The organism is Verrucomicrobia bacterium S94 (assembly GCA_004299845.1).
Classification (GTDB): Bacteria; Verrucomicrobiota; Kiritimatiellia; order Kiritimatiellales; family Pontiellaceae; genus Pontiella.
This window is the reverse complement of the sequence record CP036201.1, coordinates 148,644-164,368: the sequence shown is the minus strand read 5'-3', so window position 1 is coordinate 164,368 and position 15,725 is coordinate 148,644. Positions and strand designations below refer to the sequence as shown.

14 protein-coding genes are annotated in these 15,725 nt (G+C 50.8%); 1 reads left to right on the top strand and 13 read right to left on the bottom strand.

The genetic code is table 11. From position 1 onward, the window contains the following. Positions 1–57: 57 nt before the first annotated feature. The gene (gene pflB / locus EGM51_00590) at positions 58–2,286 is read right to left on the bottom strand and encodes a formate C-acetyltransferase (GenBank protein QBG45982.1); all 2,229 of its coding nucleotides are present in this window, start codon (positions 2,284–2,286) and stop codon (positions 58–60) included. 361 nt (positions 2,287–2,647) lie between these two features. On the opposite strand from pflB, the gene EGM51_00585 reads away from it, so the two are divergent. Beyond that, positions 2,648–3,286, top strand: a complete 639-nt coding sequence (locus EGM51_00585) for a redox-sensing transcriptional repressor Rex (protein QBG45981.1) — start codon at positions 2,648–2,650, stop codon at positions 3,284–3,286. Positions 3,287–3,356: 70 nt separating this feature from the next. On the opposite strand, the gene rfbC is transcribed toward EGM51_00585, so the two are convergent. The 12 genes from rfbC to EGM51_00525 are packed head-to-tail and all read right to left on the bottom strand — an operon-like array spanning position 3,357 to position 15,725. Further along, positions 3,357–3,881: a dTDP-4-dehydrorhamnose 3,5-epimerase gene (rfbC, locus tag EGM51_00580; GenBank protein QBG45980.1), complete on the bottom strand. Its 525-nt coding sequence runs from the start codon at positions 3,879–3,881 to the stop codon at positions 3,357–3,359. A gap of 11 nt (positions 3,882–3,892) precedes the next feature. Beyond that, entirely contained in the window at positions 3,893–4,672 is a 780-nt protein-coding gene (gene rfbF, locus EGM51_00575; protein QBG45979.1) for a glucose-1-phosphate cytidylyltransferase, read from the bottom strand. A gap of 19 nt (positions 4,673–4,691) precedes the next feature. After that, positions 4,692–5,897, bottom strand: coding sequence for an L-2-hydroxyglutarate oxidase (gene lhgO / locus EGM51_00570; protein QBG45978.1), 1,206 nt, complete (start codon positions 5,895–5,897; stop codon positions 4,692–4,694). Positions 5,898–5,912: 15 nt separating this feature from the next. Then, entirely contained in the window at positions 5,913–6,665 is a 753-nt protein-coding gene (locus tag EGM51_00565) for a hypothetical protein (GenBank protein ID QBG45977.1), read from the bottom strand. A 9-nt stretch (positions 6,666–6,674) separates the two neighbouring features. After that, positions 6,675–7,844 carry a methyltransferase domain-containing protein gene (locus EGM51_00560; protein QBG45976.1) on the bottom strand — a complete coding sequence of 390 codons (1,170 nt, stop codon included), beginning with the start codon at positions 7,842–7,844 and terminating at the stop codon, positions 6,675–6,677. Next, positions 7,841–8,887: an SDR family oxidoreductase gene (locus EGM51_00555; GenBank protein QBG45975.1), complete on the bottom strand. Its 1,047-nt coding sequence runs from the start codon at positions 8,885–8,887 to the stop codon at positions 7,841–7,843. The genes EGM51_00560 and EGM51_00555 overlap by 4 nt, the downstream gene beginning before the upstream one ends. Beyond that, positions 8,884–9,894 carry a hypothetical protein gene (locus tag EGM51_00550; GenBank protein ID QBG45974.1) on the bottom strand — a complete coding sequence of 337 codons (1,011 nt, stop codon included), beginning with the start codon at positions 9,892–9,894 and terminating at the stop codon, positions 8,884–8,886. The genes EGM51_00555 and EGM51_00550 overlap by 4 nt, the downstream gene beginning before the upstream one ends. A gap of 9 nt (positions 9,895–9,903) precedes the next feature. Next, positions 9,904–10,851 (bottom strand): alpha/beta fold hydrolase, encoded by a 948-nt coding sequence (locus tag EGM51_00545; protein QBG45973.1) that lies wholly within the window; start codon positions 10,849–10,851, stop codon positions 9,904–9,906. Positions 10,852–10,883: 32 nt separating this feature from the next. Further along, positions 10,884–13,139 carry an amino acid adenylation domain-containing protein gene (locus EGM51_00540; protein QBG45972.1) on the bottom strand — a complete coding sequence of 752 codons (2,256 nt, stop codon included), beginning with the start codon at positions 13,137–13,139 and terminating at the stop codon, positions 10,884–10,886. A 17-nt stretch (positions 13,140–13,156) separates the two neighbouring features. After that, positions 13,157–13,930: a glycosyltransferase gene (locus EGM51_00535; GenBank protein ID QBG45971.1), complete on the bottom strand. Its 774-nt coding sequence runs from the start codon at positions 13,928–13,930 to the stop codon at positions 13,157–13,159. Then, on the bottom strand, positions 13,930–14,889 hold the full coding sequence (locus EGM51_00530; GenBank protein QBG45970.1) for an NAD-dependent epimerase/dehydratase family protein: 960 nt from the start codon (positions 14,887–14,889) through the stop codon (positions 13,930–13,932). The genes EGM51_00535 and EGM51_00530 overlap by 1 nt, the downstream gene beginning before the upstream one ends. Then, entirely contained in the window at positions 14,886–15,725 is an 840-nt protein-coding gene (locus EGM51_00525) for a glycosyltransferase family 2 protein (GenBank protein ID QBG45969.1), read from the bottom strand. Before EGM51_00525 ends, EGM51_00530 begins: the two co-directional genes overlap by 4 nt.

Sequence of the window (15,725 nt, the reverse complement as noted above, 5' to 3'; positions counted from 1 at the left end):
AAGTGTGCTCAGAAATACTTTGCGCATCCTTTTTGAAGCATCTTTGCGGTTATCCCTTTACATCCGTTCGTGAAAGGTACGGTTGATCACGTCGAGCTGCTGCTCACGCGTCAACCGCGTAAAGTTCACGGCATATCCCGAAACACGAATCGTAAGCTGCGGATAAAGCTCCGGCTTTTCCATGGCATCTTCAAGCATTTCACGGTCGAAAACATTGACATTGATATGCTGTCCGGTTTCCAGGAAATAGCCGTCAATCAGGCCGGACAGATTCCGGATCCGGGTCTCATCCGTTTTCCCCAGAGCCTTCGGAACAATTGAAAACGTATAGGAGATTCCATCCTCCGCATCATCGTACGGCAGCTTGGCCACGGAAGCCATGGATGCAACCGAGCCCTTCACATCACGCCCGTGCATCGGATTCGCCCCCGGAGCAAACGGTTCACCGGCCTTCCGGCCGTCCGGCGTGTTGCCGGTTTTTTTGCCATACACCACATTTGATGTAATCGTAAGAATCGACATGGTCGGTTCAGCATTCCGGTAGGTCGGATGTTTGCGCAGCTCGGCCATGAAACCTTCAACCAGTTCACAGGCGATAGCATCCACGCGGTCGTCGTTATTGCCAAAGGCCGGATATTCGCCCTCAACTTTATAATCAACAGCCATCCCCTCTTCGTTGCGAATCACTTTCACCTTTGCATATTTCATGGCGGAAAATGCGTCGGCAACCACCGAAAGTCCGGCAATACCGCCGGCAAGTGTACGATGCACCTTACGGTCATGCAACGCCATCTGAATACGCTCATAGGCATATTTGTCGTGCATATAATGAATAACATTCAGAGTATTGAGATAGAGCCCCGCAAGCCACGCCTGGGTTTTCCGGAATTTTTCCATCACCTCATCATAATCGAGATATTCAGATTCAACCTTTCCGAAATCCGGCCCCACCGGTTTTCCGCTTTTGTCATCCACACCACCGTTGATCGCATACAGCAGAGCCTTCGCCAGATTACACCGCGCCCCGAAAAACTGCATCTGCTTACCGATCGGCATGGCCGAAACACAGCAGGCGATTCCATAGTCGTCGCCGAACTTCGGACGCATAAGATCATCGTTTTCATACTGAATCGTACTGGTATCGATGGAGACTTTCGCACAGAACGCCTTAAAGTTTTCCGGAAGCTTTTCGGACCACAGCACCGTCAGATTCGGCTCCGGCGCAGGCCCCAGATTATAGACGGTATGCAGAAAACGCATACTGCTTTTGGTGCAGAGCGGACGACCGTCAACCCCCATTCCTCCGATGGATTCAGTTACCCAGGTGGGATCACCGGAAAACAGCTCATCGTAAGCCGGCGTGCGGAGGAAACGAATCATGCGGAGTTTCATAACAAAATGGTCAATGAATTCCTGCGCTTCGGTTTCCGTAATAACGCCGTTCGCGAGATCTCGCTCAATGTAGATGTCCAGGAAAGTCGAAACACGGCCGAGCGACATCGCCGCACCATTCTGCTCCTTGGTTGCCGCCAGATAAGCCAGATACGTCCACTGAACGGCTTCCTGCGCAGTTGATGCCGGGCGGGAAATGTCAAACCCATACGTTTCAGCCATCACCTTGAGTTCCTCCAGCGCACGCAGCTGCTCCGACAACTCTTCACGTTCCCGGATCACCTCTTCAGTCATCGGCACGCGATCGGTTTCCGCTTTCTGGGCCAGTTTGTCTTTAATCAGAAAATCAACTCCATACAGAGCTGCACGACGGTAATCGCCGATAATACGTCCCCGCCCGTAGGCATCCGGCAATCCGGTCACAATGCCGGCAGACCGCGCTGCGCGCATCTCCGGCGTATAGGCATCGAACACACCGTCATTGTGTGTTTTCCGGTATTTCTTATAAAATTCATTGACCGTATCATCAAAATGATACCCATAGGCATCAAGCCCCATCTCAACCATCCGCCGGCCCCCGTTCGGCATAATACCGCGCTTCAGCGGTTTGTCGGTCTGCAGGCCGACAATCTTTTCCAACGACCGATCAATAAAGCCTGCATCATGCGAAGTAATGGTTGAAGGCCGATCGCAATCCGCATCAAGAATGCCCTTGCCCAGCTCCTCCTTCATCAACTCGGACACCTTCGTCCAAAGACAGGACGTCGCCTCGGTTGCCGGTTCCAGAAAAGAACCGTCACCTTCATAGGGCGTATAGTTCGCCTGAATAAAATCCCGAACATCCACCTTTTCTCTCCAGGCCGTTCCCTGAAACCCATTCCACGCTTTGTCCATTTTTGACTCCTGAGTTAACATTATTTAAGGATTATGTTCATGAATTGCAGCAAGTGAACCGAAATTAAGAAAAGATACGGCCCTCCCCAACAAACATGATTAATATATCCACCCCTGTTCCTGTTCGAAAATTACAAACAAGACCGCGTTCTATAGACAAAGCGGTATTTGAACGCAACTTATTTTAAGATACATTTATATCGATTGCATATGATCGATATTTATGCAAACTGTGTACGTAATACCCCGGGGTTCGGTTCAGATACGGCCGCTTCCGATCGAACCTCAGGTATCGATTGACGTATATCGACCCATACTGGTACGATTTAAGGTAATTACTTGGAGAATTTTCATGAGTCAAATGGAACGAAAAACCGCAGGCGTCCCCACGCTGAAACGCCTGCCGCTCTATTTACGGTTATTGCGGAAAATGAAAGAACGCGGGGAAGAGTATGCTTCCGGCACCGTGGTAGCCAAAGAATTGGGGCTCGATCCGATCGTAGTCCGCAAAGATCTGGCCATTACCGGAGCCGTCGGCCGCCCGCGGCTGGGCTTCCCCATGGACGAAATCATTTCCGCCATTGAAGAATTCCTGGGCTGGTCCAACACCTCCGATGCATTTCTGATCGGAGTCGGCAGTATGGGCACCGCACTCCTCGGTTATAAAGGATTTGAGCAGCACGGCATGCGTATCGTCGCCGCTTTCGACAACAACCCCGCCATTATCGGCACCGAAGTACACGGGAAAACGGTCCTTGATATTGCCAAAATGCCCGAACTCGCCCGACGCATGCATGTACAGATCGGAATCCTGACCGTCACCGCCTCGGTCGCTCAGGGCGTGGCCGATAAAATGATCGAAGGCGGCATCCGCGCCATCTGGAATTTCACCCCCACCAGTCTCGACGTTCCTGACCACGTCATTCTCCAGCGCGAAGAACTCGCCTCCTCCCTCGCGGTTCTCTCCCACCGCCTACTGGTTGAAAGCAGCAGCATCTGATGCTCCACCCCTGAAAAACAAAAAAGCCCGGCGATCAAAACCGGGCTTTTTCATTTTCATAAACTCCAACCTAAAGCAGAGGCCAGCTTAAATCCTTTTCACTGACCGTCGTCGGCTCGATGGGCAGTTCAATGCCCAGTTTCGGATCATTATAACGAATCCCGCGCTCGCACTCCGGCGTGTAATAGCCGCCAACCATATAGAGCGACTGACTGTCAGGCTCCAATGTAAGAAATCCATGGGCAAAAAAGGCCGGCACATAAACCATCGTCTGATTTTCCGGCGTCAGCTCAATTCCGAAGTGCTGGAGATAGGTCGGAGAATCAGGACGCATATCCACCATGATGTCGTAGATCGCCCCCCGGGTACAGCGCATGAACTTCGGTTCCGGCGCTGGATCGATCTGCCAATGCAGCCCCCGCAGAGTCCCTGCATCTTTGCTGAACGACGTGTTCACCTGCACAAACCCCGTCGGTATTCCATGCGCTGCAAATTCCTTCTCACAGAACGCGCGGGCAAAATAACCCCGCTCATCACCGATCGGTTTCTGTTTAATAATCCAGGCATCTTTCAGAGGGGCCGGTTCAAAAATCATGGTTCAACTCCTTAATCCTGCCAGACTTTCCAAGGGGCTCTACCGGAAGCCCACAGCTCTTCGAGCACATGCTTGTCACGCAGCGTATCCATGGGGTGCCAGAAATCGGAATGACGATAGGCATTCAGCTCCCCCGCCAGTGCCAGCTGCTGAAGCGGCTCCCGCTCCCACACCACACTGTCGGAATCCACATAATCGATCACCTCCGGTTCCAGCACAAAATACCCCCCGTTAATCCAGGCTCCGTCTCCGTCGGGTTTCTCCTGAAAATGTTTCACTTCAACCTGATCCGGCCCCAGAGTGAACGCACCGAACCGCCCCGGAGCCTGCACTGCGGCCATGGTAGCTTTGCGTCCCGATTTTTTATGAAATTCAATTTCGTCAGCGATATTGATGTTACAAACCCCGTCTCCGTAGGTCATGCAGAAGGTTTCGTCATCAAGATATTCGCGAACGCGCCGCAAACGGCCGCCGGTCATGCTGCTGAGTCCGGTATCAACACAGGTGACCCGCCAGGGCTCAACGCGGGAACGGTGATATTCAATGGTATTGTTGGCCAGATCAAAGGTAACATCGGCCTCAGACAGAAAAATCTTTGAAAAGTACTCTTTGATGACATTTCCTTTATATCCACACGCCACAATAAAGTCAGTAATACCGTAATAGGCATAGGTTTTCATAATATGCCAGATAATCGGCTCCGGACCGATATCCACCATGGGTTTCGGCCGCACGGTACTTTCCTCACTGATCCGTGTGCCATAGCCGCCCGCCAGTATAACAGCTTTCATCTTCCATCTCCCTTTCTGTTTATCCCTGCATTTTTTCCATTTCGTCGACCATATATTCTGTAAATGGAATGGAACATGTCCATCCCGGAGAAACCGCATTGAGCACATGGAACGATTTTTCATCCCCCTCAAACAGAAAATCCATTTCCAGACTCTTTTTCTTCAGATTGAGCAGCTGTGCCCGAATCCCCGAAGGCCCCCATTTCTGTAACGTTGAACGTTCAAGACCTGTTGCAAGCGATTGAGACAACTCCACCAGATGGGCCCGGTTGTATTTCCGCAGTTCCTCGCGGGCAAGACGACGGAAATCAAAATCCGCTTTCATCATCAGCTGTGTACCGAGGCAGGTCGTCTCGCAGAGTTCCCCGAACTTAAAGTTCTCCATTCTTTTATACTGCTCCCGCCAGAAAGCAGGAATCGCCGTCGGACCGATTTTATGATGCCCGTCAGCCGTCACCGTTACATGCACTCCGAGAAAAGGGTTATTCAGGTTCGGCACCGGATAAATGTTGGTTTTAAAACTTCCCGCCGGCTCATTCGATTTCAGATAAAGCCCTTTAAACGGAAGAATCGCATACGCTTTGCCGAACCCGAAAGCGTGACCGACCCGGTCCGCATAGAGGCCCGCTGCATTCACCACATAGCCTGCGTCAAACTCCAGCGTTCGGGTCCACACCCGGTTTCCATCACATTTTACAAACGGCTCCGAACATTGAAACTCGATCCCCATTTCCGCAGCATCTTTCCGGAACTGAGCCATCACCGGTTTCGGGTCCCCCGTTGCCGTATTCGGACTCCACAGCGCATATTGACAGGTCTTCACACGCGGTTCGATTTCCCGGGCCTCTTTTTCCGTGATTTTGATCAGCTCCACGCCATTGGCCAGCCCCCGCTTATGCAGCTCATCCAGCGTCGGGAGTTCCGATTCATCTTTAGCCACCACCAGCTTACCGCATTCATTCAGCGGCAGTTGATGTTCGCGTATATAGTCCTTAAGCAACGCATTTCCATCACGGGTAAAACGCGCCTTCAGACTGTTGGCCGTATAATAAAATCCGGCATGCAGCACACCACTGTTCCGCCCGCTACCATGCCGGCCCAGTTCCGGCTCTTTATCCACCACACAGATCGACGCTCCCGGATGCCTGCGCTTCAGATGAAGCGCCATATTCACACCGATGATGCCGCCACCGATAACCAGATAATCCACCGCTTTTACTGCCATAAACCGTATCCCTCTTTACCGCCGCACCGGCATATAATCTGCCACATAAGCCGACACCTCTTCATAAGAGATACTCTCCACCAGCGCAAAAGAAAAGGTAAATGGGACCGATTTAATCAGGAATCCGAAACCCTGCTCATCCGTACGCCCGAAACCGAACACCGTCATTCCGCCTTTACCGCCCATCGGCCAGTATTTATCCAGAAACCGGTCCGGACCATCGTACGCCAACGCGACACTGCGCTTCGTTTTCGGATCGCAGAACGCCACCCACTTGGGATCGGGAGTTTCCAGCTTCCGCGTTTGTGAACACAGACTCCGCGTTCCGTCAGAAAACAGAATCTGCTGAAGATCCGGCCGGAATTTACCGCCCGGTGTACCTTCGTAAAGCAGCCAAACCGGCGATGCAACATGCAACGCCCGCATTTCGGCATGCGTAGTCCGGAACGTCCACTCCACATCCCAGGCTCCGCCATCCGCCGTCGACTTCAGACGAACCAGCTCCTTCGATTTCTCCAGCAGTGTCGTTTCGCCGGTTTCATAGCCCGGATGCCCGAACGTCTCATAGCCCATATTCGGAATCCCGCGGTAATGCCCTTTAGGTCCCCCCTTCGGCCGATAACTGATCCAGTCTTTCCCGTCCCGATCCAACAGACTCGAAAAAGCGCACCCCTTCTTCTGATACAAATAAGTCGCCCGCTCCGTGACTATTTTATAGCAACGCTGTCCTTCATCCGGCACCTCATCTTCAACCGTAATATCCGACATAACGTCTGCCTAAAGTCCCAGCATCTGCGGATGCAGTCCCCGATCTGCGAGATCCTTCTGAATTTCATCCATATAAACCGAATTCATAACAATCACCACATCCGGCTTATACTCTGTCAGGAAATCCGGGCCGACATACTGCTTTCCAATACCCGGAATATAATTCCCCTGCATATGCGGATTGATATCACAGACATGCTCAATTACATCGAGATCGGCAAACTGTGTAAGGAATCCAACGGATTTAGAGCCGCCGCCCCAGACCACCACTTTTTTCCCTTCCGCTTTAAAACCGGCAAGCCGTTCCCGCCATTCACTCAGCTGAATATTGATCTGGTCGACAAAATATTTTGTCTTTTCCTTCAGTTCTTCGATGGACTCCTCCAACGGATGGATCTTTTCTGAAACGCCATCCGCCGGCTTCGCTTCGATAAACAGATACTGCTTATCGTATTCAAGATACATATCGAGCACCTCGAATCCCGTCTGACGAAACAGCCGGGCAAATGACCCCGGACTGAAATAGCTGCAGTGTTCGTAAAAAATGTCCCAGAACGCCTGAATATCAAGAATACGCACAATACTCGGCACCTCGAAAAACAGAACCGGATCGGCTTCTTTGATCGATGAACGCACAGTTTCCATGAACCCCTGGGTATCATGTATATGCTCCATGGTATGGCGGCATGTAATAAGGTCGGCCTGGAGATCGCCATGTTTATCGGAATAGAATTCCTTGATAAAACTGACGCCTTCAACCTCTTCCCCGCGCCCCGGAACGTAGGCCGGATCAATCCCGACACCCCGGTTATTTCCGAGCTTGCTCAGCAACCGGATAAAATCCCCTTTTCCGCAACCGATCTCTATAACCTGTTTGTTGCGGATATCGTAGCGTTCAATAACCCGGTTCGTAACCTCGGTAATGAATTTCACAAACGTCGGCGAAAACCCCTGCTGATCTTCATACCCCTGCGTGTAATAATCAATCGTGGTGTCAAACTCGCCATTAAAAATAAACCCGCAGGAATTGCAGAAAGTCAGTACAATATCTTTGCGGGGAATCGCCAGTGCCTCTTCGCGGTTTTTAATGGTTACCAGACTCTGCGTCGGTGCATTCGGAATCGTAAAAAATTCCTCCAGATCCGTCTTCCCGCAGTTGGGACACGCCGTATGTTTCATCGAATCCACTCCAGATTTTTATTCAGCCGCCCCTGCTCCATATGACGCGCAAGTACCCGGAGGCGGATAAACTGCGAGGTCCTGAAATCCGGATCATTAAAATTCATGGCCTCCAGATTATCCTTCAGTTCACGAATTGTGCTTTCCAGATCGCACTGCGGCTGATGATCGGGAGCCAGCTTTTTGAACAGATCAAAATTTACGCGATACGAACGTTTGTCCGGCGGCGCATCCGGATTGGTGCTGACTCTGGCCTCGGGAATCTGCACGGCCACGGCATCGGCCAGCGGTTTAATCTGATTATTCCATTCATTGGACCCGGTATTCACCGCCAGAAAGGCACCACCGTTTTCCGGTTGACGGATGGCCCCCCATTCAAACGCCCGCGCCATATCCTTGGTATTGATCATCGGGCGCCAGGGTGTACCGTCGCTCAGAATACCGATCTCTTTGTTGACCAGCGCACCGGCCACAAAATCATTGAGTACCAGATCCAGCCGCAGCCGACTCGTGAAACCGCAGGCGGTCGCAAAACGTAGACAGGTGACCGTAAAACCGTCGCCCGCCAGCGGCTCAAGCTCCCTTTCCGCCGCCACTTTAGAGCGCGCATAGGCCGTCAGAGGATTGAGTTCATCATCCTCCTTCTTCGGATATTCACTCGCCGCGCCGTACATACTGCAGCTCGAGGCATACACAAAATGTTTTACACCGGCCCGTTTGCTCATTTCCGCAAGGCGGACAGCGGCACGATAGTTCACATCCATGGTAACCTCTTCAAACTCGTTGCCCATGGGATCATTTGAAATGGCGGCCAGATCGACCACGGCATCAACACCGGCCAGCAGCTCTTCCGGAAACACACGGACATCACCGTAAATCTGCTTGTTCAGCAGGGTTTCTGGAGAATAGGCCGCGTTGCTCAGACTGTGCGCAAAATATCCAATATCAAAACCGATCAGTTCAGCATCCGGGAAACTCGATCGAAACTGCTCCGCCACACTCGGACCGATATAGCCCAGATTACCAACAACTATGATTTTCATCCTTTTCTCTCCTTTAATAAAATAACGTTGTAGCGGCGCGCACAAATCATCAAGAAAATACAACCAATTAAAGTCCCTGTCACGTTATATACCAAATCTGCCAGGCACGGAACCCGCCCCACGATAAAGCGCTGGCTGGATTCGAAGAACAGGCTGATCGACAAACCCAACGCAAGGGGTAAACTGATGCAGGACAGCCATCTTTTTTTGCGAAAGGCCGCTGGAAGTACAAAAAACAAAAGACCGGGTACTGGAATGAAGGCCAGAATGTTGGCCACACAATCGAGGGGATCAAACACCTTGTCGACCGTGATGAAAAGATTACGATATTTCAGCGGCTTCCAGTCAGGAGAGCCCGGCTTATACTGATAGAGTGAACCGTCTGCCGGCGTCCCGGAGGCAGCAGCTTTTATCTCTTTTTCCGTCAGCCTCCGGTTATAGATTAAAAAGCGGTAAATTCGGCCATTCCAGAAACGACCGCCGGTTACTTCATCATGAATGACCAAACGGTGATTTTTCCCCCAGTTCCGGAAATTCCCCTGAATCAGATGGGATTCAGCGCGCAGAATCCCATCCACATACAACCGCGTTTTAACCCCGTCGTATGTGATCGCTAAATGCAACGGGCGTAAAGTACTGAATATAGCGTCGCCCTGAAATTCAACCCCGCCGATACCGGCGTCATTTTCACAGGTTCGCAACCGGAAAACGACATCCTCCCCCTGCTGTCCCAACGTAAAATTCCAGGCCAATGGGTCGCGGGAATACGTAATAATGCGTGCAGGACCATATTGCTCCGCTGAAAACGGTTCCAATACGACATCAAGCGAAAAAGCCCGCGATTCCAGCATATTATCCCTGATTCTATCGCCGCCCCGCACATCCTCCATCGCTGCAACATCGCCGGAAACAGTACGGCCGGAAATGATTTCGAAAGGCCGCAACCCGAAAAAGAAAAGAAAAGCCGCATATGCGGCTAAACAAAAGGCTGGAATGAATTGCCTCATGGATACGTCCTAGGTCTCCCACACGTCCTTCAGCAAACCTTCCAACTCCGGTCGTGACAGAATCTCATCATGACCACCACCGATGACATATCCGGTAAAACGTCCGGAACATAGTTCCTCGAATCCGAGAAACACATCATCCCACCAGCCTGAAAGATGCATTCTATCCCCATGGCAGCCCGATCGGAAATAGAGCACGGCTCCCTCATATTTTCTGCCTTTATAGGCTCTCAACGCCAAATGCATCATCTGACCACTGTAAAATGCACGTGAATCCACAGGAACCGGCTTTCCCTTTCCGGCCTGTTCGTGCATAGCCATGATTCTTTTTTCCGTGCGCAGATTTCGTACATAAGCGTACAGTCGGGAATCTTTGATCCATCCCTTCAGTCCACTGCCAGAGTGAGCATCGGAAAGCGAATCCACCTCGCAATCCGTAATCTTTTTCTCCAGCAGTTTTGTCCGCATTGTATCAAACCGCCGTCTATTCCTGTTCCGCGGAAGATATTTCCGGGAACGGATGTTCGGCGAATCAGTAATCAACAGCGGCTCCTTAAACGCAATACCTCTGGATTTCAGCAGACGCCCCATCTCAAGAGCAATTAATCCTCCGATGCAATGCCCGCCCAGATAAAAAGGCCCATCATCAGCCACGCTTAACAGCTCCTCGACGTAAACCGAGGCCATAGATTCGATCGATGTCTCTCCGGGCAGGCCGTCCCATCCCGACCACTGAAAAGCATAAACCGGCCATTCTGCACCCAGATTCCGGGCCAGATCCTTAAAAATGAGCGTGTTACCGGCTCCTCCATGAACCATAAACAGAGGGGCCTTTCCCTTGTGGCCGGACTGAATACACTTCAGCGAGCGGCATCCTTCCACATCCGTAGAACTTTTTTCTCCACCAATGATTTTGGCAAGATCGCTTACCGTAGAAGCCTGCGTCAGCGTCGCCAAAGGCAGACTCTTTCCCAGTTGCTTTTCTATTTTCAGGAACAGGGATACCGCCTTAAGTGAATCCCCCCCAGCTCAAAGAAATCCGCATTCGGGCCAACCGATTTGAGCCCCAGCACTTCACCATAGATGGTCGCAACCGTCTCTTCCGTCTTGCCTGCATACTGAACCGGATCAGCATATGAAGCTTCATTCTCCCACGGCCGCGGAAGTTTAGTACGACTCAGTTTACCGGCAGGGGTATAATTCCACTCTTTAATCGGAACGATACGGGAGGGAACCATATAGTCGGGCAGATTCTCACGGGCAAAAGACAACAGACCACTTACGTCATATTCCTCCGGCCGCTCAACTTTTACATATGCGGCGAGCCATTTACTACCGCCGTCTCCATCCACCACAACCGTTACCGCCTGCTCAACATCCGGATATTGCGAGAGCGTCGCATCAATTTCGGAAAGCTCGATCCTGAACCCTCGCAGCTTCACCTGATTATCAACCCGCCCGACAAAACCGATGGAGCCGTCGCGGTTCCAATAGGCCAAATCGCCGGTTCTGTAAATGCGTCTGCTCGTTTTCTTAGAAAACGGATCCGGAAGAAACCGTTCAGCGGTTAATTCGGGCCGATTTACATAACCGCGGGCAACGCCGTCTCCTCCGACGTAAAGCTCTCCCCGGACTCCGACTGGAACAGGCCGTTGATAAACATCCAGAATATAACACGTTGAATTTGCAATTGGATAGCCGATCGGAATCGGTGCCTGAACATCAAAAGCAGTCCGATCAAAAGCATAGGTTGTTGAAAACGTCGTATTTTCAGTCGGTCCATACCCATTAATCAGCTGAGTATCCGGAAGTTCATTCAGTGCCTTCTCAACATGTTTCGGCGACAATGCCTCCCCGCCAATCAACAGATACCGAACAGGCTTCAATACTTCAGGTGCTTCCATGATCACAAGGTTGAACAGCGCAGCGGTCATCCAGAGTGTATTTACACCGAAATCAGCGATCAGACGTCCTATATCATCAATAGTAGGAATTCCGGTTTCACACAAAACACAACATCCGCCATTAAGCAATGCTCCCCAGATCTCAAATGTGGATGCATCAAAAGAAGCCGCCGCCATATGAAGAAGGACCGTATCCTGATTTAAAGGCACAAAGTTACTGTTACACACCAGACGGACAATGCCCCGATGAACAACTTCCACCCCCTTCGGCTGCCCGGTAGACCCGGAAGTAAACATAATATAAGCCGGACTGTCTATCGTACACACGGCTTCAGGATTCTCTCTGGAAAAACTCTGAAGCTGTTCCCCTATCCGGTCAATTTGAATGCACTCGATGCCATCCGGAATGGTACCAGCGCAAACCTCAACGTTAGAATTCACGAGAACATATTGCGGAGAAACATCATCCAGCATTTGTTTAATCCGTACACGCGGATAGTCCGGATCAAAAGGAATATACGAAGCTCCGCACTTAAGCACGGCCAGAACAGCCTGAATCAGCCCTTCACTCCGCTCAAGCATGAGTGCAACCTGTCCGCCCGGACCAACCCCCTGTTCCTTCAAGTAATGGGCCAGCTGATTCGCTCGCTCATTCAATACCCCATATGAAACTGATTTACCCTTCAGCACCAAAGCCGTTCGATCAGCATAAGCAGCCGCTGTTTCTTCAAAAATACGATGCGCCGGTTGTTCCGGATACGCAGAAGCGGCGGGATTCCACTTTTCTGTAACCAACTGAAGCTCTTCGTCGGGTAGATAAACGAGATCCTTTACTTTGGCCTCCGGCACCGAACGGAATAAATCAAGAACAGTATCGACATAGGATGCAACCCGACCAACCGTCTCCTCCGACATCCCGTTATCGCCGGAAATGATTACGGTCCCGTTCTTTTCCTCCTGCACGGTACTGGAATACAGCTGCAGTCCGGATTCCAGTTCCAACAATCGGCGAAGCTGCTCTTCGCCGATATCGGCATGCTCCAACTGCAGTCTGAGCTGATCTCTGACCGAATTCAGAAAATCCCTTACGACAAGGGACTCATCGATCTCAAGTCGAACAGGAAACGGTTCAGCGGTCTCCTTATCCATATAACCCAGCGTAACCCAGCGTTCCCCGGAACATCTGGACAACAATAATGCCCAGGCACCGATACACACCTCCACCCCGGTCTCAGCAACATTCAGCGACAGCGTCCATCCCGGTTCAAATCCCGCGTCATCCATGCCGAATAAAACAGGAACTGCGTTATCAAATTCTGAATACAGTTTGAGCCAATCCATATTTTAAATTCCTGTATTTAACGCACGAAAAACTGCTGCAGTTTACTCAGATTCTTCCAGGCCAGCGTATGAGGCCCTCCGATTTTATTCTCACGAATAACCCGCCAATCCTCTTTGGATTTGGTCATGATATGCTTCAGACTGCGGTTGCTGATTCCGCCGACACGCATCTGTACCAGAACCATGCGGAGATAAGCCGGCTCCACTTCATACTTTCCGAGAATGCGCATCATAAAATCATAATCCGCCGCACAAGTGTATGAGGTATCGAAATACTCACCATTCGGAAGCCGGGCCTGCTCATAAATTTCACGCTTTAAATAAAGCGACGGATGCGGCGGCATCCAGCCCCACTTCAGTTTTCTGCGGAAATAAACACCGCTGTCCCAATGCCGTACAATGCCGAAACCGCCCTGCTCCAACGGCCGAACATACTGCAGATCACCATAAACCGCATCCGCACCCGAATTCTTCTGAGCACAACCGATATGATACAAAACACCTGGTGCCGCAAGCATGTCATCCGCATGCAGAAAACCGACAAAATCGCCGGTGGCCATCCGCACCCCTTTATTAAGCGCGTCATAAATGCCGTTATCCTTTTCCGAAACCCACTGATCCGGATGAAAATCCTGCCCCTCGATCAATTCCAGCGTCCGGTCCGTTGAACCGCCATCCACCAGAATCCATTCAATATCCTCCCGCGGAATGGTCTGCTCCCGAAGCGACTTCACCGTATCCAGGATACTCGCCTCACAATTATAGGTCGCTGTAATCACCGAAAACTTCATCAGGATTTCTTCCAGTCCTTATACCATTTCACAAATTGCTCCAACCCGTCCGCCAAACCTGTGCGAGGTTGATAGCCCAGTTTTATTTTCGCTTTTTCAATGTCAGCATAGGTAACCGGCACATCCCCTGCCTGCATCGGCAGCATTTCCATCTGCGGTTCAAGGTTGAGCGAATTTCCCAGATACCTGATCATATCCATCAGCAGTTCCGGCTGATTATTCCCGAGGTTGAAAATTTCATACGGTTCCAGGCCGTCGGTAAAAAGAGCGGCCTTCACCCCCTGAACAACGTCGTCAATATACGTAAAATCTCGTTTCATGTCGCCGTGATTAAATACTGTAATCGGCCGTCCCTGCAGCATCGCCTCGGTGAAAAGCCAGTATGCCATATCCGGCCGACCGGCCGGTCCGTATACAGTAAAAAAACGCAGACCAATGGTTTGAACCCCATACAGATCGGTATAGGCATGGCTCATTAATTCATTGGTCTTTTTGGTCGCGGCATACAGACTCACCGGATGATCCACCGGATCCGTTTCCGAAAAAGGTACTTTTTTATTTCCCCCATATACACTGGAGCTTGATGCATATACCAGCCGCGGCACATCAAAATTCCGACAGCATTCCAGCACATTCAGATGTCCGGCCAGATTCGACCTTTCATAGGCATGCGGATTCTCCAGAGAATAACGCACTCCCGCCTGTGCACCCAGATGACAGACCCGTTCAAACCGATGTTTCCCGAAAAGCTCATTCATCAGCTCCAGATCAGAAAAGTCACCACGTATGCCCGTATAACCCGACCTTTTTTCCAATGCCGTATGCCGCATCTCTTTGATCGCTACCGGATAGTAGTCATTAAAATTATCGATTCCGACCACCTCATGCCCCGCATCCAGTAGAACATGCGCCACATTCGATCCAATAAAACCGGCCGCGCCTGTAACCAATATTTTCAAAGCGTCGATCCTTTCCCTTCAGTTTCCGTATAGCGGTATTCGAGCACTTTTAAATCAATCATATACTCATACATCGAACGCATGATCGAATAGCGCAGTCCCGGCAGACCATCGAGCAGTCCCAACCGGAAAAAATAAAGATATAAAAACATTAAAACCGGCCGCCCCGGCATTTTATAGGCCAGCGTTTTCAGCGCCCGTCTTTTTACCGCCGCATCTTTGGAGAAAAAATCAGAGAAACGGATTTTCTCTGTTACTTCGTTCACCAGATCCGCCGCCTCCATTTGAGAATACCTATTGTGCCGGTCAAACCAATGTCCAATACCATGGGAAAACGGATAGTGGATAATGTGCCCATCGAGTTTTCCCGTCTCACCGGTCACCACGGCAACCGGATTCACCAGCCGTTCATACCGGATTTTTTCCGGACGAAACACCCGGGTAATCCAGGTCGGATAAAGCTGCGACCGCTTCAGCCATCGCCCCGTAAAATAATCTTTCCGGCGCACCTGAAAGGCCGAAAACGATTCCCCGTTTTTATCCAGCGACAACAGCTCATCGCGCAACTGATCATCACAGATTTCATCGGCATCGGTATAGTAAACCCAGGGATGCTTGAATTTAATATTTTCCACGCCCCAGTTCTGATGAGCAGACCAATTATCAAATTTCCGCTGGATCACCCGGGCTCCAAGCCGCTCCGCTAATTCAACCGTCCGGTCATCACTGAATGAATCAAACACCACAATATCATCCGACCAGGCAACCGACCGAATACAGCGTTCAATATTGATCTCTTCATTTTTCGTAAGAATCAGAACCGATACGCCTGCCAT

Bases quoted from the DNA above. Each gene is read 5' to 3' on its own strand.
- pflB (QBG45982.1), bottom strand. From the start codon at position 2,286: ATGGACAAAGCGTGGAATGGGTTTCAGGGAACGGCCTGGAGAGAAAAG.
- EGM51_00555 (QBG45975.1), bottom strand. From the start codon at position 8,887: ATGAAAATCATAGTTGTTGGTAATCTGGGCTATATCGGTCCGAGTGTG.
- EGM51_00525 (QBG45969.1), bottom strand. From the start codon at position 15,725: ATGGCAGGCGTATCGGTTCTGATTCTTACGAAAAATGAAGAGATCAAT.
- EGM51_00535 (QBG45971.1), bottom strand. From the start codon at position 13,930: ATGAAGTTTTCGGTGATTACAGCGACCTATAATTGTGAGGCGAGTATC.
- EGM51_00565 (QBG45977.1), bottom strand. From the start codon at position 6,665: ATGTCGGATATTACGGTTGAAGATGAGGTGCCGGATGAAGGACAGCGT.
- rfbC (QBG45980.1), bottom strand. From the start codon at position 3,881: ATGATTTTTGAACCGGCCCCTCTGAAAGATGCCTGGATTATTAAACAG.
- lhgO (QBG45978.1), bottom strand. From the start codon at position 5,897: ATGGCAGTAAAAGCGGTGGATTATCTGGTTATCGGTGGCGGCATCATC.
- EGM51_00540 (QBG45972.1), bottom strand. From the start codon at position 13,139: ATGGATTGGCTCAAACTGTATTCAGAATTTGATAACGCAGTTCCTGTT.
- EGM51_00550 (QBG45974.1), bottom strand. From the start codon at position 9,894: ATGAGGCAATTCATTCCAGCCTTTTGTTTAGCCGCATATGCGGCTTTT.
- rfbF (QBG45979.1), bottom strand. From the start codon at position 4,672: ATGAAAGCTGTTATACTGGCGGGCGGCTATGGCACACGGATCAGTGAG.
- EGM51_00560 (QBG45976.1), bottom strand. From the start codon at position 7,844: ATGAAACATACGGCGTGTCCCAACTGCGGGAAGACGGATCTGGAGGAA.
- EGM51_00585 (QBG45981.1), top strand. From the start codon at position 2,648: ATGGAACGAAAAACCGCAGGCGTCCCCACGCTGAAACGCCTGCCGCTC.